Origin of the sequence: Sphingopyxis sp. (assembly GCF_035565275.1) — a bacterium.
In the GTDB taxonomy this organism is placed as follows: Bacteria; Pseudomonadota; Alphaproteobacteria; order Sphingomonadales; family Sphingomonadaceae; genus Sphingopyxis.
Genome location: NZ_DATMST010000071.1, coordinates 1 through 22,848 on the forward strand (window position 1 = coordinate 1; position 22,848 = coordinate 22,848).

Here is a 22,848-nt window from a genome sequence, read left to right on the forward strand (position 1 = left end):
AAGATGATGCAGCATATGTTGTCCCTATCCCGTGATCGCCATTTGGCATAACTTATCATGGCAGCTTTTGCTTTTCGCGAGGCAGGAAATAGGCAGGCCGCACGCCATCCCGCTCCGGCCTTTCAACTGCATCTGGCGCGCGAGCCTGCCTTACCGCTGGACCTGGCCGATCACGGACAGGCGGCTTTCAACTCCGATTTGAAATAAGCGGCCCCTCTGTGGCTGTATGACAATGCCGTGGCCCCTCGTTTCTTGGCGCGGCCTGATCGGTACACTGCGCCAGATCAATCTCGGACCTTTCTTCCGATCCCTTTCGCCCACATGCGGTCGCACCGGCATTTTTATTTGCGCGGGAAGTCACAGCGGCGAGATCCCGCTCGTCAGGCATGGTGACGCCGATTTTGGCTCAGGAAGAAAGGAAGATCAGATGAACCGGTTGAATTGGTCCGACGTCGCTCCCGCTGGCGCGAAGGCGCTGTACGGCGTGCACCACTATATCACCAGCAATACGGCCCTCCCGGCTGAGCTGATCCACCTTGTCTTCCTCCGGGTCTCACAGATCAACGGATGCGCTCACTGCATCGATCTGCATACCCGGGACCTTCTCAAGACCATGCCGATCGACAAGATCGCGCTGCTCCCGGTGTGGCATGAAGTCCCGCATCTGTTTCCCGACCAGTATCGCGCCGCTTTGGCTTGGGCGGAGGAAGTCACGCGCGTCAGCGAGACCCATGCTTCCGACGAGGCCTATGCAGCCGCAGCCGAGGCATTCGAGGCGAAAGATCTCGTGGACCTGACGATCGCAATTGCGGCGATGAACGCCTTCAACAGGCTGGGCGCACCATTCCGTCTTCCGGTTGCGGCCAAGCCCTGACGTGAGCGCTGCTCTTTTTGGCGCCGCGGTACAATATCCTGTCTACCAGCGAAGCTAGCTGCGCCATGCGACCCGAGAGAGCTCTTCCTTTCAGGACACGGCTCTTCATCTTACGCCCGCCCGATTTCGACCGGGCGGGTGTTCTCTTGAACAAACGTCGTTGAGGGGCCGGGTCGAGACAGCCCGTTCACAGGGTTAAATCGTGAGAAGCGGACATTTGACAGTATTTCCGTCCGATGGTTTGCACTCGCGATCTGCGGAAAGAATGAGAGTCCAGGCCCGCCGACATCGTAGCTCGCATAGCGATGGATAAGATCGGGTTCGAACCCGTCGCCTTTCTCCTGTCCCGCACGGCAGCAGCCGGAACTTCGCGGAGCGCTGTTCATTAATGCATATCGATGCGAATTACGGCGCGTTAAGATTAAGAGATTATGATTGGTGACATGAGAAGATCGGACTCCCCCGCCCCGATCGCGCGCCTGTTTCACCTGGGCATTTTCCCGGATCCTGCGACGCTGCCGCTTCCGGTATACCGCGACTTCGTCGACATGCTCTTCAGTATGCGATTGCCGATATTCGGACTGGGCGCAGTGTTCGTCGGCATCTGCATCCTCATCGGGCGCGAGCTCGATAGCCCTTTCCTGCTCTGTCTTGGGGGGGGTGGCGGCATCATCACCTTTGCGCGCCTTTTGACGATTCGCGCCTATCGCCGTGCCGGGCCTGTCCTCGCCTTCGACGAATTGCGAAGATGGGAACAGCGCTACGCAATCGGCAACCTGACATTGGCAGCGCTCCTCGCACTCCTCAACGTTGTAGCGATATCGACCCACAATCCGCTGCTCCATCTGATTACCGTCAGTCTCGTATTTGGCTTCGGCGCCGGGATCGTCTCGCGCACATCAGTCCGGCCTGGCATGTGCGTCGCGGCGCTCCTTACTGCGACCGTACCAACGGTGATCGCGCTCGCGATGCACGCCTCCGAGCCCAACACGATGTCACTCCACCGGGAATTGTTTCTTATCGAAGCGTTCATCGTCGCGGCGATCACCGGGCTTAGTCTTCAGACCGTCGCCCACCTCTATCGGTCGGCGGTCGAACATCACACTGCGCGGCACGATATGGCCAAGCTCGCTCGAACCGACGCGCTCACCGGGCTCTCGAACCGGTTGTTGCTGCGCGAACAATTCCAGGATCGGGCCGCGAACGCGGTGCGCGCCAAGAGCCTCGTTGCGCTTCACTATCTCGACCTCGACGGGTTCAAGGCGATCAATGACCGACATGGTCACCCCGCCGGCGACGCGTTGCTCGAGCAGGTGGCGCGGCGCCTCGAAAACATGGTTCGGGCCGACGACGTCGTCGCGCGCCTCGGCGGCGACGAGTTCATCGTGCTGCAGGCCGGCATAGCCGAAGAGACGGAAGCTGAATTGCTGGCGCGCAGGATAATTCGCGAGATCAGCAAGCCCTATCTCCTGGAGGACATTTCAATGTCGATATCGGTCAGCGTCGGCATTGCCACGGCACCCAAGCTCGGCCTCGAACTCGAGCGCCTCCTCGCCTGCGCCGATGCCGCGCTTTACCGGGCCAAAGCAGGCGGCAAGGCCCGCGCTCTATTCTGCCTGGATGCGGATGCGGTCGCTGCCGACATGGCGGCCTGAAGTCAGCAGCGCGAAAGGCGCGTGTGAAGCTGTCGGCGGTTGGCCGCGAGCAGCAAGAAGGCTGCTTTGAGGAACGGAAGCCGGCACAAGAATAGCAGCGCGGTGAGTCCCGTCCTTGTCATGCAGAGCGGGTCGGCGGGTCGGCTGTGGCCCGGTCGGTCGCGGCCTCCAACCAGAGTGGAGCGTCCTGTGCCCATTTTCTTCGCCAGGCTGGTACGCGTTCAGCGCTGATCGCGCGACTGAAAAGATAGCCTTGCGCGATGTCGCAGCCGAGGCTGCGCAGCCGGACGAGCTGATTGTCACTTTCGACGCCCTCGGCAACCGTGACGATGTTCATCCGATGCGCGATGTCGATCACGCCATGCACGATTGCGAAATCGGCGCTGTCGGTGCTGTCGAGACGCGAGATAAACGATCGGTCAATCTTGAGCACGTGGACAGGAAATTGCTGGAGGTGCGTCAACGAAGCATAGCCTGTGCCGAAGTCGTCGAGCGCAATCGAGACGCCCTCGGCCACCAACGTCCGCAGCGCACGCTCGACGTTGAGCGCCAAATGATCGACGAAGACGCTTTCGGTGACTTCAAGCTCGAGCAGCGTCGGCGGAAGTCCCGCCCGCTGAAACTTTCCGAGAATGCGGTCCGCGAAGTCGTCGCGCCGGAAATCCGCAAGCGAGCCGTTGATCGCGATGCGGCCAAAGGCAACGCCCTTCTCGTTAAACTCTCCAACGTCGGCGAGCACGCGGTCTATCATCCGGTCGGTCAGTTCGCTCGCCAGCAGACTGTCGTCGAATGCGGCCAGGATGCTGTCGGGCGGCTGAAGACCGCGCCGATGATGATGCCAGCGCAGCAAGGCTTCAAATCCGATCACATCGCCGCTGCGGAGGTCGACCTTTGCCTGATAGAAAGGGATGACCCGATCATCACGAAGAGCCTCGCGCGCCTCGCGCAGCATCAGCTTTCGGCTCTCTGCAGATTCGCGCATTTCTGAGCGAAATTCACGTATGACCCCTGCACCCTCTGCCTTCGCAGCGTAGAGCGCGAGGTCAGCGCTTTTCAAAACTTCTTCCGCATCGGCGCCGTCGGCAGGCCACACCGCGGCGCCCGCGCTGATGCTGACGGGCAGGACGCTCTCGTCGATGGTCAGCGTATCGGCTACGCCCTTTAGGATTTCATCGACAATCGAGGCACACGCGGAACCGGGAAACAGCCCCGGGACAATTACCGCGAATTCATCGCCGCCAAGCCGGGCGACCGTCGCTTGGGCAGGAAGGTTCCCCTGCAAGCGGCGCGCTATGGTTATGAGAAGCTCATCGCCCGCCGAATGTCCCATGCTGTCGTTGAGGAGCTTGAAGCCATCAACGTCGATGACGATCACGCAGACGCAAGATGCGCTGGCGGACGCGGCCGTCAACGCCTGTTCCAAGACATCTGCGAAAAGCTTGCGATTGGGCAGACCGGTCAACGGATCATGGTTCGCGGCCCAGCGTAGCTCTTCTTCCGAGCGGCGCGCAGCGGTCACGTCGAGAAGGGCGCCGATCGACCGCACAGCGCGCCCTTCCTCGTCGCGCACGACATAGCCTCTTGAATAAAGGTTGATGAAATTGCCCTGCGCGGCACGGAAGCGATATTCTTGATTCCAGCTATCCTGCAGATTGAGCAGCACCCTGTCGAATGTCTGATCCACCGCGGGGCGATCGTCGGGATGAATGCGCTCCTTCCACCAGCTGACCCCCGTGCCGTCGGAGACTTCCGGATAGCCGAGCACCTCGACCGCACCGTTACCCCATTCGATCCGGTCGGTACGATGGGCCCAGTCCCAGATCACGTCGTTCGTAGCGTGCGAGGCCAAACGGTACCGCTCCTCGCTTTCGCGCAAGGCCGCTTCCGCCATCACTTGATCGTGAATATCTTCCAGCGTTCCATACCAGCTAACGATCCGCCCGTCAGGGTCGCGACGCGGATTGGCTCGCGCCCGGCACCATCGGTAACTGCCGTCGATATTGCGAACCCGGTACCGCACGTCGGCAACGGGATTATCGACCGACGTAAGCGCCTCGCTCCAGTGCGCAAGAACGCCGGGAAGGTCGTCGGGATGGAGAGAATCAGTCCACCCTCCCCCGAGCGCCTCTTCAGCGGGCACGCCGGTAAGCTCGGTCCAGCGGGGTCCTACTTCGACGATCTGACCTTCGGGATCGCTGATCCATGGAATCTGGGGATTGAGCTCGACCGAAAACCGATAATGTTCCTCGCTGCGCCTGAGGGCTTCGATCAGCGCAAACATTTCCGAGCGCGAACGAAGCGATTCAAATACTGCTGAATGGGTCGTCGCGATCGTCCGCACGATGACGCCTGCCCCCAGCAGGAATGTGAGGCCCATCCCGGTGAAGTACCAATCACGCGAGACGAGGAGCCCGATGGTGACCGGCATTGCGCCGAACAGGAGAACAAGCCGCGCCGCGGCTGGGAGTGCCTGCAGGCAGTAGCAACAGCTGATCGAACCCACGAATATGAACAGCGCGATAGCGGTTGTGTGGAACGGGTCGGCAGCCAGGAACAAGTAAAGGCCCCAGCCCCCGAACAAGAGGCTGAAGGCACCGGCCCGAAAAACCGTGCCGCGCAGATATAAGCCTATGTGATCGTCGGTCGCAACGGCGCCCCTGCGCGCGTACCAAGCGGCCCCGCGAACTGCGATGATCAGCGTCAAGGCGAGCGGTGCTACAAAGCTAATCGCCCAAGATTCCCCGTCTGCGGTCACGAGAGCAAGAAACAGGACGTTGAGCAACATGAGCGCGTACATGAGCGGGACCTGCCGCACCAGGCTCACATACTGCTCGCGTAGGACAGCTTCCGATTGAACGGGTAAATTAGCGCTCGCGCCGAGGGCCATTGTAACTGCAATCCCGCAAATAGTGGTCAGCGAGGATATCGCTCCCCCATTTAACGAAGCGTTTAGCTGCTCGTTGCGCTGAGCCGGAAATTGCTTGCGCCCCGCGGAGGCTGCCGACTCAGGTGAGAAAGCATGAATTCCTCACGCCAATCCATAGTGCACCGGCGTTCTGTGGCCGTTTGCGGCCAGACCGCTTTTAGGCGAATATGTTGAAAAGCGGACAAGCCAAGAGGAGCGAATGGCGATACGCGTTTCCGTTGAGCCTATCAGAAACCAAGATCTCAGAGCCCTCTCAAGCCGTTCCAACCGCACTCATACGACTTCCCGTGCACTAGAAAGCCCATGACAGTGTCGCCCGACCCGCATGCGACTCCGATTTTCTCGCGACGTCTCCGCTGTAAGAAAGGTCGATGCGGGCACGGCTGGACAGCGCCAGGCTGAGGCCGATGTCCGCGGCAAAGGCGTCGCGCGCAATTGGTGTGCCAGCGATCGCTAGCGGTGACAACGCTTCGAAGCGGCTTGCCATAACGGCCAGGCGATCGTTGAACGCATGGCGCCAGCCAGCCGAGAGCTTCAGGTTTGCTTCCAGCAAGCCGAGTGTGAAACTCTGATCGAGGCGGGCACCGAGCGTTGAAACGCCCGTTGACATCTTGCCCCGGGCAACCTGCAGCGCGGCTGCGCCGCCGACCTCCTTCAAGCGTTCACTGTCTACCCAGATTTGCGCAATTTGCGCAAACGGCTCCATCCGCGCCGTGCCAAAATCGATCCGATAACCGATCTCGGCAAAGGCTTGAGCAGTCGAGGCATCGAAACGTCCCGTCGCAACGTCGCTGAAGCTGCCGAAGGCAACCTGGCGTGTTACATCAGCATCGTGCCAGCTGAACGCGTAGCCCGCGCGCAGTCCGAGCGCGCCAAGGTCGGCACCCGCGTAGACGCCGACATGATAGGTATCGATGTCTGCCTCGGACGAAACGGCACGGACGTTCGCATCGCCTTGCTGATAGCCGCCGAACGCGCCGAGTTGGACTGTTTCGTCTGCGATCGCATCGACCCCCATCAGGAAACCGGCCAAATCCTGTTTCAAGCGGTGTGCGTTGCCGTCCCCGTCGAGATGACCGCGCGATCCCAGACCCTGCATCCAGAAGCGCAGGCCGAGTTCGGCGTCCGCCGCAGCGCCAAAATGGCGCATCCGGTCAACGGCCGCGCCGCGCACGAATCGGCTGTCTTGGACAAAACCGGACAGCAGCGAGGGGTAGATTTCTCCGGACAGAAGATCGAATGCGAGACGCGCTCCATTTTCGTCGAGGAGCAGCACGGTGTCGAACAGCGCATTGCCGAAGCTGAGCTCACCGAGTGCGTTCGCCACTTCATTCTGGTTGAGAGTGACGGCAATGTCGGAGAAATCGACATCGTTCCGCTCGAGTGTGAGCGTGACCGCATTCGCGCCATAGCCCAGCGTCGGGTCGAGGAAGGCAAAGCTCGACGAGACGTCGGCGAAGGTTCCCTGGACGCCGCCGGCTGCAGTCAGGATCGTATAGGAGGCTTGGGGCCGGTAGTTGCCGTTGAGGCCGATATGCACGACCGCGCCGCCATTCAGGATCGCGCTGCCCGTGGCAGCGATCAAGTCGGACGCGATGCCTGTTGGATCGACTTCCACCTCATAAATCGAGCCCGGCCCGAATGTGATGTCGCCGTTGACGCTCAAAGTTCCAATCGAGTCGCCCGGCGCGATCGTGCCGCCACTCGTGACTGTCACCGAACCGAGTGCGCCGTTGCCGCGCAGCCAGCCCCCCGTGCCGAGGGTGAGCGCGCCGCCAAGCTTGCCTGCAGTATTCAGCACGCCATTCTCGACGCGAACCCGGCCGGCGAAGCCCGAACTGTCGCCGGTCAACCGCACCGTACTCCCTGCAATGATCAAGCTACCCTGCCCGCTGAGCCGGCCGGCATAGGTGCCATCCTCCACTTGCGAGAACATCAGCGAGGCGCCCGAACCGATTATGGCGTCGCCGATGAAGGACCGGGCCCTGGTCACCAGGCTGCCGGCTTCGATCGTCCAGTCGAGCGAACTTGTGCCGCCCAGTGTCAGCACGCCGGCCCCGCGCTTGACGGCCGAGCCGCTCGCGCCGCCCAGACCACTGATCGTTCCGGCAAAGGCCGCGTCGCTTGCCTGATCGAACACCACCCTCCCGGCCGCGGCGACATTGCCGCGGATCGCGGCAGCATCGCCGATCAGCGTTCCCGCTTCGATCAGGGTATTGCCCGCATAGCTGTTGGCGCCGGACAGGGTGAGCGTGCCGAGATCAGTCTTTATCAGGTCGCCCGTGCCGGTGAGCGGCGCAGCGATGGTCGCGGAAATGGCGGCACCTGCCGCGCTGCCATCGCCGACACGGATGATGGTGCGGTCATTCTCCCCCGCGAGCATCAGTCCGTCGCCCGACAAGCGATAGCCGTTGCCGGCGAACTGAATCCCGATGACCGACAGCGCTCCAGCGCTTCCGTCGAGCGTCACCTCTCCGCCCGAACCCTGGAGCACCGCGAAGCCCGGTTGCGGGCGCATCGCGCCGTTCACCGCGCCGATGGCATCGGTCCAGGTGCGGCCGTCCGCGCGCCAGATGCCAGCGCCGCCATCGACTGCGCCGTTGTCGTGCCGGCCCGGATCGCCCCCGTCCCAGAAGAGCAGCTCCGCGCCGAAGGACGAGATTAGGTTGACCTGCCCCACGACCGAGGTCTGCACGGTGAGATCGTCCGCTGACATGCCAGACAGGACGGTGCCGATCGCCAGTCCGCGGTCGATCAGCTTGCCGCCATAGTCGAACAGGCGATAGATGCCGGCGCCGAAACCGCCCGCGTCGGTCAGGTTGAGCGTGCCGTCGAGCGTAAGGTCGCCTGTGATATCGAACAGCGCCGCCTGCCCCGGCGTCCCGAGCGCGACGCCGACCTGGGCGGCGGAATCGAGTTCGAGGCTCGAGAGCGTCAGCGGTGCGCCTGCTCCACCGGCGAGACGTCCACCGTCGGCCACGCGCACATCACCCACCCGGCCCTTACCCTCGAGCGTCGACCCCGAAGCAACCGCAAGGCTTCCGCCAAGGCTGCCGTCGATAATTAGGCGCCCGGCTTCGAGAGATGTTGCACCCGTGAAGGCAGCAGAATCGCCGGTGAGCGTCAGTCTCTCCGTCCCCGCCTTAACGATACTGCCATTGCCCGAAAGCACCCCAGCATAGCTGGCATCGCCGACATCCTCGAGCCGCAGCGACGCGCCGCTTGCCACTGCCGCATCGCCGGTGAAGCGGGATGCCGCAGTCACGAGGCCGCCTTCGTCTACCGACCAGCGGACGTTGCTGGTGCCGACGAGCGACAGCGTGCCGATGCCCGCCTTCACCGCGCGGCCCGAATTGCTTCCCAGCGCTGCGATATTGCCGGCGAAATCGGCGTCGTTCTGCTGAGTGAACTGCACCGTGCCGGCCAGCGACAGGTTACCGCGGATTGCCTCGACATTGCCCGACAATGTGCCCGCCTCAACGATGGTATCACCGGCATAGCTGTTCGCCGCGGAAAGGATCAATTCGCCCGCGCCCCGCTTCACTAGCCCGCCCGCACCGGACAGCGCGCCGTTCAGCGTTAGCGCCGTGCCATCCGCGGTCGAGAAAGTGCCGGTGCTGTCCAACACGACTGCCCGATCGGTTGACAGACCAGCCGTCGTCGCAAGGCTGCCGCCAGAGAAGGTGATGCCACCGCCTGCCGCGCCCAGCGCATCGTCGGAGGAGATCGACAGCACCCCACCCTCGATCACGGTTCCGCCCGAATAGATGTTCGCGCCGCCGAGGATCAGCGTGCCGGCGTCACTTTTGACCAGCGCGGTCGCGCCGGTGAGCGGCGCATAGATGCGGGTTGTAATCGCCGCGCCGGCCGCCGTGCCATCGCCGACCCGGATCACGGTGTGCCCGTCGCTGCCCACCAGGGCGAGCGCGCTGCCGCTGAGGCTATAGCCGTCCGCCGCGAACTGCATGCCGGTCACCGACAAGGCGCCCGCCGCATCATCGAGCGTGACCCGCCCGCCTGTTCCCTGGAAGACCGCGAAGCCCGGCGGCGTCGGGCTGCCGTTGATGCTGCCATCGGCGCCGGCCCAAGTTCTATCGCCAAGCCGCCAGATACCCGCTCCGCCGTCAACCGCGCCGTTGAAATGGCGCGCCGGGTCGCCGCCGTCCCAGAAGCGGAGATCAACGCCGGCCGACGAAATCAGGTTCACCTGCCCGGCCACACCCGTCTGGACACTGAGGCTGGCACGATCGACGCCGCCCGGGAGCGATCCGATCGTCAGCCCGTTGCCGCTGCGTGTCCCGGTATAGCTGATCAGGCGATAGACGCCGGCCGCGCCGAAGCCCCCGCCGTCGGCAACGTTGACCATGCCATCGAGCCTAATGTCGCCGGCCACGTCGAACAGCGCGTCATTGCTTGGCGCTCCGAGCGTCACGTCGAGGATCGCGCCGCGGTTCATGATCAGCCCGCCCATCGACAGCGTCCGCCCCGCGGCGCCGACCAGCGTGCCGTCCCGATAGAGCTGCACCGTCCCCGCGACGCTGCCTCCGCCGCCGAGCCGTCCGCCGACGCCGACGTCGACAAGCGAGCTGGCGATCGATCCCTCCACCCCCAACATACCGGCGCCCACATACACGCCGGCCCGCGAATCGCTGGCACCGGTGAGCGTGAAGGTCCCGCTTCCGATCTTGGTCAGGCCATAGCTGGGGAAGTTCGGGCTGACCGGATCGCCCCCCGAGATATTGCCCGCGAATGTGAAATCCGTATTGGCCCCACCGACGGTGAGCCCCAACTCGCCGGCATAGGTGATGTCGACCAAGCCGGCGCCGCTCAGCGCACCGAAAACTTCGGACTTCTGGAAAGCGATCGTGGCGCCCGCGTCCACCGTCACCAGTGCGGTGTCGGTGATCGCGCGATTGCCCACGCCCGCCCAATTATCAACCCAGAGCCGGCCTTCGCGCACATGGATGTCGCCGCCGAAGCTGTTGTCGCCATAGAGGCTCAGCGTGCCGAGACCCGTCTTGGTGAAGCCGCCGGCGCCGGAAATCGTGCGGTTGAGCGCGGCGTCTTGGAACTGGTCAACGTCCAGCGTCACATTGCCGTCGAGCGTCAACGCGCCGAGGGTCTGCCATGGAGACCCGGAAAAGCTCAGCGCGGTGCCGCCCGCCATGCGGATCGCGCCGGTGCCGAGCGCGCGATCGTTGAGCAGCCGGATGGCGCCGCCCTCGATCACGGTCCCACCGCTATAGGTGTTGGTGGCGGCCAGGCTCAGCACGCCGTTGCCGCGCTTGATCAGACCCCCGCCGGTGCCGCTGCCGCCAGTGCTGATCACGCCATTGAGGCGGAGGTCGTGATCCCCGGTGATCGCCAAGTTGGCGTTGGCAGGGGCCCTGTTGATGACGATGGCGTTGGCGAGCGTCACGTTCGCGCCCGCCTCGACCTGCCCGCCGCCCGAGGCGAACACCGATATGACGCCGGTGCCCAGCGCTTGGCCATATCCGACGATGACCTTCGCACCGTTGCCGATCGCGGTCCCGCCGGTATAGCTGTTCGCTGCTGATAGCGCGAGCGTTCCGCTCGATACGTTGACCCGCAGGCCCCCTGACAAGGCTCCAGCGAGCGTGAGCTGGCCGGCGCCCGCCTTCCACAACGCTCCGGTGCCGGAGACGGTGCCGGCGTAAAGCGTGTCGGTGGCTTGGTTGACCGTTAGGCTGTTGTTCACCTGGATGGCGCCGGTTCCGCTCAAGGCGGAGACCTGCTGGATGGCCGCATTGGCCACCAGCGTCCCGCCCGTAAGCGTTAGCGGCCCCTGACCGATTGCCTCATTCGCCTGCAGCACCAGCGTGCCGTCCGCGACGGTCGTCCCGCCCGAATAGTTGTTGGAGGCGGCGAGCGTCAGCGTGCCCGTTCCCGTCTTGCGGAGCGATCCGGTGCCGGTGATGGAGCCTGAGAAGATCGTATTGGCGTTGTTGGCGCCGACCGTCAGCGTTTGCGCGCCCAACGCCACCGTGCCGCTTCCGGCCAGCGAACCGATCGTCTCATCGTCGTCCTCGATCCCCGCTGCCCCGCCGCCGCCGGTCAGCGCAAGCGTGGCGCCGGCCGCGATCGTGACGGCGGACGCGTCGCCGATCGAGTTCCGGTCCGCGCCGAGCGCCCGCACGATGCCCTGCGAAATCGTCGTCGCGCCCGAATAGGCGTGATCGCCGGTGAGTTGGAGCGTTCCCGTGCCCATCTTCACGAGCGAGAGCGTGCCGCCAAACTCACGAATCCTCGTGTCGAGCCGCAGCGTTCCGGTGGTGGTGACGGCAATCTCGTTCGCGCCTCCGGTGACGGACACGTCGTCGGCGGCGAGCACGCCGTCGTTGAGCGAAATCCGAACGTCGCCTTCGAGCATGAGGGTGGAGGCGTTCACGGTGCCACCTGCGGCAATCTGAACGAGAGCGGGGGCGGCGCCCGATCCGCGGAGCTGGAGCAGCCCGGTCCTCAGTTCCGACTGGGCTCCGTCAACCACGAGCCGTGCCTGGCCACCGTTCCCGAACGCCTGGGTGACGCCGGTTTGAATCAGGCCGCCGTTGGTGACCGCGACCGTCGCGTCGCCGCCGTTGCGCCCGAGCACGACATAACCGGTCACCAGGGCCTTGGCGCCCGGTCCGTCGACGACCAATTCGCCGGACTGATTCGGGAGCTCACCGATCATGACGTAACCGGCGGACAGCGTTCCGCCGCTGGTCACCACGGCACGCGCGGGAGCGCTCTCGGCGGATTCGAGCCACAACGCGCCGACCCGTGCATCGGGCGTATCGATGGCGATGTCGTCGCCGGTCTGCACCCGGGCGTCGAGGGTGGAGTTTGGCGGAACGCCCTCACTCCATTCGCTCGCGTCGGCCCAGCGGCCGTCGCCGCCAAGCCAGTAGTTGTTGATCTGCGCGCGTGCGACGCCGGGCGCAGCCATCAGCGCGAGACTGAGCCCCACAGCCGCGAAGCCATGTGTCCCGAGTGCCGTGCCCGCCGCCAGCGTGCGGCGCAGAGAGTTGCTGCGCATGTCGATTTACCCCTTTTGCCGCATGCGACCGGCACGTATCCGATCGACTGGCCGATCGCGGAGCGTCGGACGACAATCGTCGGAAACGGCGGCAAGCTGTTCCGGATATGGTTGAACCTAATAGAACGCGGCTATAATCGCCCACGAGTCCAAACTTTGCATGATAGGTCGATTATGGGGATGGAGGCCTCGCCGCTGCTCGCCCGGGGGGATGTTCGCGCCGAAGCGCTCCTGACTCATCCCCGCCTGCGGCCCATACTGACCGCCTATTGCCGCGAAATGATCGAGATCGATTCCGATGGCTGGCCGATTGCCAAGCTGTTCAACCAGTTCGGCCGGTACATGGTCGGCTTTCTTCAGATTCATCACTATCATGTCTGGCGCTACTATGGCGGGCCGCTGCCGACCCTGGCGCGGCTCCAGGCGACGAGCAGTCTCAGCGCGCGTCAGACCGCCAGCATCGTGGCCGGCCTGCGCGCCGGCGGGCTGTTGACGATCGAACACGCGGACAGCCGCTCGCGAGGCCATATTCTCGCGCCGTCGCGCCAGCTCACCGCCGCGATCACTCGCTCTATGCTCGCCTTCCTGCGCGCCGCCGATGCACTCGAACATCCAGTCAGCCCTCGGGTATCTCGGATTGAGGATGATCCCAAATTGCAGAATGAGCTCGTCTACCGATCGGCCGCGTTCGTATTGGCTGGCAACGGGACCCTGCTCGATCCCTTTCCGCGTGTGATGCATTTCGCGACCAAGGATTGCGGCTATCTAACGCTCACCGCGGTCATGGCTGCGATCTATGCGTATCTGGCAGGCGAGAGCGCGACATCCTTGTCCTATCGCAGCCTAGCGAAGCATTTCCGCATCTCTCCATCGCATGTCGGCAATCTGATAACTTTAGCCATGCGCGAGCGATGGTTCGCAACCGATGGCCGCGGCCGCATCGTTCATGCCGAGCAGGGCTTCGTCGATGAATTCGAACATTGGTCCGTTTCGGAACTGGCGCACTATGCATCCATCGCCGACTCTATTCTCGCCAGCAAAAGGGAGCTATCCGCCACCGGCGAGCACATTTGGGATCGATAGCGGTGTTTCCTATGGGAAACAGGATCTGGCCGATAGCGGCAAGGCCGCTTTTAGGCGCAGATCGCAAGAAGCGGACTTCGGCCGTCGGCCAGAATTGAGATGGCGGGAAGCGACCGGTTCCGGACTATCCGCCTTCATCGCCACCCCAAACTTGATCCAGGATCCGTGACGTCCGCCTTGGCGGCGGCGAATTCTTGGCAGGCTTTCGATAAGGGTGCCGGTTCCGGAAGCCAGCGATCGCTCCGAATGGAGCGTCGTATATCCCTGTGCAGTCGATCTGTCAGCAGACGGCATCGGCCAGGGCCAAGACCACACCGTTGGTCCAGCCGAAACCGGTTTCCGTAACATATTCACCGCCCCCGCCGACGTCACCGCGCTCAAGGTCATATTTTTCGAACAACTGTCCGTGCCTGTCGAACTGGCGTTCCACAGTCGCCAGCCATCGTCGTGCGATCTCATCCCCCAGCGTCTTGTTCCCGTATTGCCGCAATCCGGCGACCGCCACCCATTGCAACGGCGCCCAGCCGTTGGGTGCGTCCCATTGCTGACCTGAAGTTTGCAACGTCGTCGCCAGCCCGCCCGGTTTCAACAAACCCTCCAGCGCCGCCGATATTTGCATGGCACGGTCAGTGGTCGCGACTCGGGTATAGAGCGGGAAGGCCGCGGCGGCCGTCAGAGCGCGCGCGACTTTGCCAGCGTCGAGATCGAAATCGGAATGGCATCCCATCGCCTCGTTCCACATCACCCGTTCGATCGCTTCCGCCCGCCGACGGGCACGTTCGCTATACAGGGTGTCGATGTCGCCCAACCCCAGCCCTGCCGCATAGCCCGCGATCTGGCGTTCAAGCCCGTGGAGCAGGCAGTTGAGATCGACCGGAAGGAAGCGCGTCGTGCGGATCGACGCGAGGTCGCCGCCGCCGCCCATCCATCGCGAGCTAAAATCCCAGCCGCTTTCCGCCGCCGCCCGCAAATTTCGCCACAAGGACTCGGCTGGCTGTTCCGCGCGTTCAGCCAACGCGACATCCTCACGCCAGGATTCGTCGCGCGGTGCCGCAACATCGTCCCAATAGCGATTTAGCAGCGTTCCGTCGGCGAGCCGGACGACGCGACGATGCTCGCTTCCTGGAGCCAATGCTTCGGCACCGCTCATCCAGAAACCATATTCGCGCTGCATCCACGCTAGCCGCTGCTTCCGGGCATTTTCGCTCATATCCCGCGACAGTCCTGCCATCAGATAGAAGAAGGGTGGCTGGGACCGGCTGAGATAGTAGCTTCGCGTGCCGTTCGGAATGAAACCGAAGCGATCGATGAGGTTTCCGAAATTGCCGATCATCGCTTCGACCAGCGGCTGCCGCCCCGACAGCGCCAGCCCGAGCATCGTGAAATAGCTGTCCCAATAATAAAGTTCGCGGAAGCGCCCTCCCGGTACCACATAGGGGCACGGGAGCCCGATTTCCGAACCTTGCGGCGCCCGATCATCCGCGCGCCGGGTGAGCATGTCCCACAAGCTATCGATATGCTCCGCCAGCGAGAGATTTCGCGGCGATGCATCCCGCCGGGCCTGCGGCAGGATGAAGTTGGTCTCGACAAATTGCTGCAGCGGCTTGCCCGCGAGTATCCCCGCCTTGCGCCAGTCGAGGAGGATATCCTCCACCGGTCGGCGCGGCACCGCGTCGGCGAAGGTCTTCGAATCCCCGAAGAGCTGTGCCTGCTGAACGGTGGCGAACAAGTCCCCCAGCTGCTGGGAGGGAGATTGTCGTGCCGTCATACCGTGCCTCCGAGGTGCTGGTTGCGCCGGATGAGGACCAGCACGGCCGAGATCAACGCCGCGGGGACAAGCACGAAATAGAAGGCAACCGCGCCAGGCAGGTACTGGAACATCAACCCCGTGATCAGCGAGCCGATCGTACCGCCCAACGCCGAAAAAATGACGATCAGCCCGACCATCTCCGGGTGCCGGCTGCGCGGCAGCGAACTGAGCGCGACCGAACAGATCGTCGGATAGATCGGCGCGAGGAAGAAGCCCGTCAAAGGGAAGAGATAGGCTGCCAGCGGCGCATCACCCCATCCCGCGACGGGACGGGGCTCGATACCATGTGCCAGCGGCAGCGTCGCCACCACCAGAAGCCCGGCGCTCGCGAGGCAGCCGAGCAGCACGGGCAACCACGACACCCGGCGCAGCACCACGCCAGATGCCAGTCGCCCGAGCGCAAGTGCGGCAATATAGATGCTCGACATCTGTACGCTCATCGCGGCGGGCAGATGCAGCGCTTCCTTGTTGAAGGTCGGAAGCCAGGTGCCGATACCCTGTTCGATCAGGACATAGAGAAACAGGCCGGCAAGGATTGCGAGGGTCCCCGGCAACAGCGCGAGCTGCGCCATGTCGCGCCAGCCGGCCGGGCGTTCCTCCGGTCCCGCCGTCGCGGCGCTTTCGTCGAGCGGTACGGTCAGCCACAGCATCATCGCAGCGGCGCACAGGGCCGCAAGCAACCAATAGACGCGCAACCAGCCGCGTCCGTCGGGATCGCCCTCGACAAACCAGCCGAATATCCACGCGCCCGCAAGGACACCCATCATGAAGACGCCCTCGATCGTGCCGGTGATGCTGGCATGCTCGGCGGGGTCGCGAGCAAGCAGTCCGATGATCGAATAGGTGGCGATTTTGGCAACACCAAAGCCTAATCCGATGGCTACAAACAGCGCCTGCATCGCCAGAAAGCCCGTGGAGAAAGACGCAAGCAGGCAGGCGCCGGCCATGACCGCAAGCACGCCGATCAGCGCCCGGCGATAGCCGAAGGACGCGACCCGCACCGCCAGCAGGAAGGACGCGGCGACAACCGACAGATCCTTGCACGCCTCGAGCGTCGATCCCATCGGCTTGGTCGCATCGAAATGCAGGATAGACTGGAGAATGACGATCCCGACGCTGTTCATCAGGATGCCGAGCAGCGCATAGGTGAGCGCCAGCGCAAGGATGACACGCCGCGCCATCAGCGTTTTCGCTTCCCGAGATGACGGTCGAAGAAATTGGCGATCACGCGATAGGCCTCGTGTGATTCGGGCATGTCGGGCCATACGAAAAAGGCATGCGGCAGCCCATCGAAGAGATATAGTTCCGACCGCACATGCGCGGCAGCGAGCCGGCGATGCGCGAGGGTCAGTGCGCTCGCGGCGAAGTCGCGTCCCCCCGCGAGCATCAGCGTCGGCGGGAAGGCCGCGGTTTCGGTTTCGGAAAGCAGGGGATAGGCCGCCCCATCGCTCGCCGCGACGCCGCTCATATAAGAGGTCGGAAGAACGTCGGGCAGCGGCCCCGACACCGTCGGCGCGTTCCCGCCGAGCGGCCCGGACAGAATGATGCTGTCGCCGCTATACGGCGCGCCCGTCCCGCAAAGCGTCGCGATCGCACCGGGGCGAGGAAGCCCTTCGCGCCGGATCCACGCTACCGACTGGGCGGTGATTACCCCGCCGGCCGAGCAGCCGTAGATACCGACATTCTCCGGCCGATAGGTTTTGAGGAGTGCGCGATAGACGGCTGTGACATCCTGTGACGCCGCAGGATAGCGATGTTCTGGCGCCAGCCGGTAATCGACCGTGACGACTTTGACCCCCATCGTGGCTGCCAAGGGGATCGCCTCCACCAGCGCTCCGCTGCCCGATCCCCACATGAAGGCACCGCCATGGACATTGATCAGCACGCGCGCGGCGTTGGCGCGCGATGGCCCCACGCCCGGCGTGACGATATGCACCGGCACGCCGCCCAGCGTCGTTCGCTCTTCACGCGTTGCAAAGCTGCGCCGCATTTCGGCCAGCCGGTCATCGTTGTACCGCCCGTAAAATTCGCGTTGCCGCTTGATATCGCCCTTGAGATCCGGCGCCCGTGCTTCTTCCATACGTGCCAGCACCGCGCGCGCCTCCTCGCTGAGCTGGTTCGATTCCGGCAGAACGAAGGCAGGAATCTGCACCGTTGTGGCGTCCTGCGCGGCCGCGATACTCGCGCCCGCAATGAACAACGAGGTCAGCAACAAGCGATGAAAGGGCCTCAAGGCTCAATGCTCCGCCGTATGCGGTGCCGTCTGCCCTGGTGCCCAGGGATCACGGGTTTCGGCACGAAATGCCGCGAGCCGCGCCGCCAGCGCATCACGCTCGGCAGCATGATCGCGTCGTTCGGCGAGATTTACCACCTCATCCGGATCATGTTCCAGATCGTAAAATTCGCGCGCCGGACGTTGCAGATAGGCCGCCTGGCTCCGCTTGCCGAGGCGAAGGCGCGGATCGGCCGCGATGGCGCGCCAGCTCTCAGACTGCCCGACGTCGCCGGCGATCGGATAGGGCAGTTGCCAGGCAAGATTTTCGATATAGCTGCGCGTTCGCGTGCGGATAGCGCGCATCGGATAATATTGGTTGATCTCGTGCCACTCGTGGCTGGCGAATATCGCATCCCAGCCCGCCATGCCGCGCTTGCCCAACGCGGGCAGCAACGATCGCCCGGGCAGCGGATAATCAGGACCTCCCGCCCCGGCCCATTCGAGAATGGTCGGCGCAATGTCGACCCAGCTCACCATCGCGTCGTTCACCGCGCTGCCGGCAAACCCCGGAGCGTGGACGATCAGCGGCAGATGCAGACCGGGATCGTAGAGATTGGTTTTCGCGCCGGGAAAGGGACGCCCGTTGTCGCTGAGAAAGATAACAAGCGTATCATCGGCATGCCCGGTCCGTTCCAGCACCGCACGTAGCATGCCGACCCCGCTGTCGAGGCGGCTGAGCGATTCATAATATTGCGCCAGATCCTCCCGCACCGCGGGGATATCGGGCAGATGCGCCGGAACAGTAACCTTAGCCGGATCGTAACGAACCGGCTCTACCCGCGGCCAGGGTCGGTCGTTGCCGAAATTGACCGGGGCTCGATGAGGGTCGCTGTAGGCAACGGTGATGAAGAACGGGACGTCGCGGGTCTCGCGCAGAAATATCTCCGTTGCATCGGCGATGAGTGCGACGTCGCGGATACCCGATCGTTCGGGCGCGAGTTCGGCGTCATAGGGAAACGCGCTTTCGGGACGAACATGCTTCTTGCCGACAAGCGCCGTGGCATAGCCCGCCTTCTTGAGCAGCCAGGGCAGAGTCTGGACTCCGTCCCTCAATCCCTGATTATGTACATCGTGCGCCAGCCCGTACATGCCGTTCTGATGGCCATAGAGGCCGGTGTAGAGAGCCGCACGGCTGGGACTGCATGACGAGACAGCGGCGTAGGCGTGGTCGAACCGCGTGCCTTGCGCTGCCAGTGCATCGAGGTTCGGCGTCTTCACCCCGCCCCCGAGACACCCCAGGTCCAGTCCCTGATCGTCGCTGACGACCAGCAGGATGTTGCGCCTTTTCGCCTTGTCCGGGCCTGCAGCGGCCACTGGTCGTGGTCCGACAAGCAATCCCAGCGCGGCGCTTCCCGCGACGCTTTTCAGTATATCCCGCCGATTCATTGCATCCTCCGCCGATTGTCAAAAATGTCCCCAAGGCAGCGCCCCGGGGACAGTGGGAGAGATCAGAAGCGATATATGGCGGTCGCCTGGAACGAGCGTCCGAAATTCGCGCGCGCGATCACCGACCCGCCGGTGGTGCCGATGATGCGCGCATTGCCCTCGGTCAGCGCCAGCGTGTTGGTCAGATTGTTCGCGGTCGCCTGAATCTCGAAACGGTCGAACTTTACTGCCGCGCCCAGATCCAGCGTGTCATAGGACGGCAGCTTCTGCAGGTTCTGGATGTCGGAGAAACGTGACCCGACATGCGTATAGGCACCGAACAGGGTCAGGTCGCCACCATCGAACGGGATCGTATAGGCAGGACTGATGCGCGCCTGGAAGCTCGGCTGGCGCGGCACCTTGTAACCGTTCTGGACCCCGTTGGCGACGCCCGCGTCGATGTCGCGGAAGCGGGCGCGGAACGCGGTCGCGTTGAAACCGATCGCCAGATTGTCGACCGGACGCAGCTCGCCTTCCAGTTCCGCGCCCCACGTGCGCGACCCCGCCACCGCGATGACTGTCGTTATTCCACCAGTCACAGGGTCGACGATCTGCTGCGAATAGGTCTGGCCGACGAAGTCGTTACGGAACAGGGTCAGGGATGCGTCGAGAAGACGGTTCGAGGTCTTGAAACCCCACTCATATTGCTTGATCTTTTGCACTGTCCGGAACCCCCCATAGACCTCGTCGAAGGTAGGAAAGCGGAAGCCCGAATTGAGCCGCACGAAGGTCGTGATCCGCGGCGTCAGATAATAGTTGGCGCCAGCGGTATAGGAAACCTGGGTCTTCGAATATTCGAAGTTACGGGTCTGGCCGTTGAGCACCGAAACGCTGTTGTTGTAGACGGTCAACGGATTGCCGTCGAGGTTGACGTTCGATGCGAGTCCCACGGTACCGTTCGTCTTGTAATGCTCGACGCGGACGCCGGCATCGACCCGCAGGGCATCGCCTATCTTCCATTCGTCGGCGATGAAGCCGGCAATGTTCGTGCCTTCGAAACTGTCCCGGAAATTGTTGGTGGCATAGCCCGTGAAACCGTTTTGCGTGATGCGCGCGCCATTGTTCAGCGTTACGTCGATCCGGCGCGCGTTGGGCTCGAACGCCAGCAGCGCATTGTTGCCCTGATACCAGAGGTCGCGGATGTCGTGCGTCGCGAAATAGGTGCCAATGGTCAGCGAATGGGAACCGATGTCGCGGCTGACCCGCAAATCGGACGAGAAGGTCTCGATATGCTTGTCGATCGACCAGAAGCCCGCGACGATAACCGGCTGACTGGCGTCCACAGCCGCGCCGGAGGTGGTGAAATGCGCCGTTCCGCCGGTAGCAAGACCTCCCGCCGCGACAATCGACGGGGTCGCATTGATCGCGGTGACCCGTCCTGCCACATAAGCGCCGAGCGTCGTCGGCACCGCGCTGGTGAAAATCGCCCGAGTGTCGGCGCTGCCCGAGAGATAGCCGACGCTGCCGCGGATCCGCCAGTCTCCCGGCGTAAACTCGAAATTGCCCCCAAGCTGGGTCAGATTGATCGTACGCCCGTCCGAAAAGTCGCGGTCGATCGTTCCCGGCGTCGCCCCCGGCGTGGTTTCGAACGTGAGCAGACGCGTATCGTTACCGGCGAGCGCATCTTTGCGCTGGTCGAAGAAGGGGTAAACGTCGAGCTTGCCGTCAGCGCCCGACAGCAGCGGTGCACCCGAAAAGAATATGTTCGAATCCTTGACGCGGCGAGCCCAGACCGTGATTTCGCCGTCATCGAAGCGCCGCGTCAGCGTACCGCTGATCTGTCCGCCCTTGTCGCCCCGGAACTGCGAATCGCGAATACCGTCGCTGACGCGATAAAAACCGCCGATGGTCGCATACCAGCCTTCGCCGAGCTTGCCGCCGACGAAACCGTCGAAGCGGTACAGCCCCTCTGCGCCGACGGTCACGCGCGCGCTGCCTTCCGGTATGTCCTTGCCCGTCTTTTGCAGAAAGTTGAGCGTGATCCCGGGCTGGCCGTTCGAGAAGATCGGGCTCGGGCCACCGCGCAAGACCTCGACCCGCTCGACCGTATCATCGACGCGAAAAAGGCTGAAGCTCTCGATGAAGCCGAGCGTGTTGGGCGGCAGCAGGGTCGTGCCGTCGAGCTGCACGGTCGAGAACTGGCCTCCACCGTTCATCGGAAAGCCCCGCACGCCCACGCGCAGGCCCGCCACGCCGCCGGAGGATTCGATGTAGGTTCCAGGCACGGTCTTCAATACATCGGCCGTGCTCAGCGGCGTTATGCGCTGAATTGTTTCGGCATCGACCGTAGTGATCGAGAAACCGGCATCGAGGCGACGAAGCCCGCGAGATGCCGTTCCGGTGACGACAATGTCGTTCTGACCATCCTGGACTTCGGTCGCATCGGCTGCGGACGCGCCATCGCTAGCCGGGTCGGCGGCATGGACGGCCACGGATGACGCAGACAGGATTATTGCCGCCGAGGCCTGCAACGCAATGCGTGAACTAATCATATTATCCTCCCCTTGTCGCCTTCCCGCGGCGCACTTCAATTTCCGGAGGATGGCCTGCGGGTGGCCGATCGCCACCTCTCGCACCCCTCTGCAAGATTGCGGGACGAGTCCATTCTTCCGGTAGCTTGGCGGGTAACACTCAATGATATCGATATCAACAAAATTGATATCGATATCATTCATAGATCCAGATCAGGTCTCGCGGGCGACGAGCGTCACAGGCAGACTTCTCGTCCGCGGGGCATGGAACCGTTCGGGGTCGAGGCGCGACAGCAAGGTGGCGGCAAGCAACCGCCCCGCCCCGGTCAAATCCTGATGAATAGTTGTCAGGCGCGGTGTGTGTGCGGCTGCCGCCGGGATGTCGTCATATCCGACCACCGCGATATCGACGCCGGGCCGGAAGCCGGCATCGGTCATCGCCTGCATCGCTCCGATCGCCACAAGGTCGCTGCCCGCGAAGACGCCGTCGAACGCAACCCCTTCATGGACGATATCGGCCATCGCCTTCCGCCCCCCCTCGCGCGTGAAATCACAGCCGCGCTGCGCCACAATCTGTGCGCCGGCCGCCAGCCCCTGCGCGAACCCGGCGGCGCGATCGGCGATTTCCGCATGATGCGTATCGCCGAGGAAGACGAAGCGCCGGCGATCGCGCGCGATCAGATGCCTCGCGGCGAGCTGGCCACCAAGCCGATTGTCACTTCCGACGACTTCGGCACCCATGGTCGCCTCGACGCCATCGTCGGCTCCCCATACCGCCAGCGGCAAGTTCAGGCTCGTCAGCGAACGGACCGCATGGTGGTCCACACCTTGTCCCAGAACGATGATTCCGCTCGCATCCTGCGCTTCGGCGCCCATCCGCGGATCGCTGGTGGTCAGTACGATAGCGAACCCCGCCGCCGCACATTCCTGCATGATGCCGCCGAGCAAGGCGAGCGGATAGGGATCATAGAACGGACGGTCGTTGGTCGCCGGCATATCGACCACAACCGCTATCCGCTTCCGTTGGCGCAACCGGAGATCGCGCGCGGCGAGATTCATCCTGTACCCCATAGCTGCCGCGGTCTCGCAAATACGCGTGCGGACCTCGGCCTTGACCAGCTCGCTCCCGCCCAGCGCCCTTGACACCGTGATCTTCGACACCCCTGCTACACTGGCGACATCCGCCATGGTGACCCGACGCCCGGTGAGCGTCTCTGTTGTTCGCATAGCCGGCTTTTTCCCTCCGTATTCCTCTGACCGGGCGATGCTAATGCATTGCCGCCCCTATCG

At 63.5% G+C, this 22,848-nt stretch carries 11 protein-coding genes; 3 read left to right on the top strand and 8 right to left on the bottom strand.

The window, feature by feature from the left end:
* The first annotated feature begins 427 nt into the window (after positions 1–427).
* Positions 428–874: a carboxymuconolactone decarboxylase family protein gene (locus tag VN047_RS05155; RefSeq protein WP_325540698.1), complete on the top strand. Its 447-nt coding sequence runs from the start codon at positions 428–430 to the stop codon at positions 872–874.
* Positions 875–1,464: 590 nt separating this feature from the next.
* Complete coding sequence (locus VN047_RS05160; protein WP_325540700.1) at positions 1,465–2,529, top strand: GGDEF domain-containing protein; 1,065 nt, start codon at positions 1,465–1,467, stop codon at positions 2,527–2,529.
* Between the two features lie 118 nt (positions 2,530–2,647).
* Here the strand turns inward: VN047_RS05160 and VN047_RS05165 are convergent, their stop codons facing one another.
* Both VN047_RS05165 and VN047_RS05170 read right to left on the bottom strand, forming a co-directional pair.
* Positions 2,648–5,416: a putative bifunctional diguanylate cyclase/phosphodiesterase gene (locus VN047_RS05165; RefSeq protein WP_325540703.1), complete on the bottom strand. Its 2,769-nt coding sequence runs from the start codon at positions 5,414–5,416 to the stop codon at positions 2,648–2,650.
* Positions 5,417–5,747: 331 nt separating this feature from the next.
* Complete coding sequence (locus tag VN047_RS05170) at positions 5,748–12,494, bottom strand: autotransporter-associated beta strand repeat-containing protein (RefSeq protein WP_325540705.1); 6,747 nt, start codon at positions 12,492–12,494, stop codon at positions 5,748–5,750.
* A 174-nt stretch (positions 12,495–12,668) separates the two neighbouring features.
* Here VN047_RS05170 and VN047_RS05175 point away from each other — a divergent pair, with 174 nt between their 5' ends.
* Positions 12,669–13,577 (top strand): hypothetical protein, encoded by a 909-nt coding sequence (locus VN047_RS05175; protein WP_325540707.1) that lies wholly within the window; start codon positions 12,669–12,671, stop codon positions 13,575–13,577.
* A 280-nt stretch (positions 13,578–13,857) separates the two neighbouring features.
* Here VN047_RS05175 and treA read toward each other — a convergent pair whose 3' ends face one another.
* The 6 genes from treA to VN047_RS05205 form a co-directional block, all read right to left on the bottom strand.
* Entirely contained in the window at positions 13,858–15,306 is a 1,449-nt protein-coding gene (gene treA, locus VN047_RS05180) for an alpha,alpha-trehalase TreA (protein WP_325540709.1), read from the bottom strand.
* 35 nt (positions 15,307–15,341) lie between these two features.
* A complete protein-coding gene (locus VN047_RS05185; protein ID WP_325540711.1) occupies positions 15,342–16,568 on the bottom strand; it encodes an MFS transporter in 1,227 nt (408 codons plus the stop codon).
* On the bottom strand, positions 16,568–17,620 hold the full coding sequence (locus VN047_RS05190; protein ID WP_325540713.1) for an alpha/beta hydrolase: 1,053 nt from the start codon (positions 17,618–17,620) through the stop codon (positions 16,568–16,570). Before VN047_RS05190 ends, VN047_RS05185 begins: the two co-directional genes overlap by 1 nt.
* A gap of 3 nt (positions 17,621–17,623) precedes the next feature.
* On the bottom strand, positions 17,624–19,048 hold the full coding sequence (locus tag VN047_RS05195) for a sulfatase (RefSeq protein WP_325540715.1): 1,425 nt from the start codon (positions 19,046–19,048) through the stop codon (positions 17,624–17,626).
* A 62-nt stretch (positions 19,049–19,110) separates the two neighbouring features.
* Entirely contained in the window at positions 19,111–21,579 is a 2,469-nt protein-coding gene (locus VN047_RS05200) for a TonB-dependent receptor (protein WP_325540717.1), read from the bottom strand.
* A 192-nt stretch (positions 21,580–21,771) separates the two neighbouring features.
* Positions 21,772–22,785, bottom strand: a complete 1,014-nt coding sequence (locus tag VN047_RS05205; RefSeq protein WP_325540719.1) for a LacI family DNA-binding transcriptional regulator — start codon at positions 22,783–22,785, stop codon at positions 21,772–21,774.
* Positions 22,786–22,848 lie beyond the last annotated feature (63 nt).

What these genes read in the sequence shown, in the direction of transcription:
- VN047_RS05170 (WP_325540705.1), bottom strand. Translation starts at nt 12,494, where the DNA reads ATGCGCAGCAACTCTCTGCGCCGCACGCTGGCGGCGGGCACGGCACTC.
- VN047_RS05195 (WP_325540715.1), bottom strand. Translation starts at nt 19,048, where the DNA reads ATGAATCGGCGGGATATACTGAAAAGCGTCGCGGGAAGCGCCGCGCTG.
- VN047_RS05165 (WP_325540703.1), bottom strand. Translation starts at nt 5,416, where the DNA reads ATGGCCCTCGGCGCGAGCGCTAATTTACCCGTTCAATCGGAAGCTGTC.
- VN047_RS05155 (WP_325540698.1), top strand. Translation starts at nt 428, where the DNA reads ATGAACCGGTTGAATTGGTCCGACGTCGCTCCCGCTGGCGCGAAGGCG.
- VN047_RS05205 (WP_325540719.1), bottom strand. Translation starts at nt 22,785, where the DNA reads ATGCGAACAACAGAGACGCTCACCGGGCGTCGGGTCACCATGGCGGAT.
- VN047_RS05185 (WP_325540711.1), bottom strand. Translation starts at nt 16,568, where the DNA reads ATGGCGCGGCGTGTCATCCTTGCGCTGGCGCTCACCTATGCGCTGCTC.
- VN047_RS05200 (WP_325540717.1), bottom strand. Translation starts at nt 21,579, where the DNA reads ATGATTAGTTCACGCATTGCGTTGCAGGCCTCGGCGGCAATAATCCTG.
- VN047_RS05175 (WP_325540707.1), top strand. Translation starts at nt 12,669, where the DNA reads ATGGGGATGGAGGCCTCGCCGCTGCTCGCCCGGGGGGATGTTCGCGCC.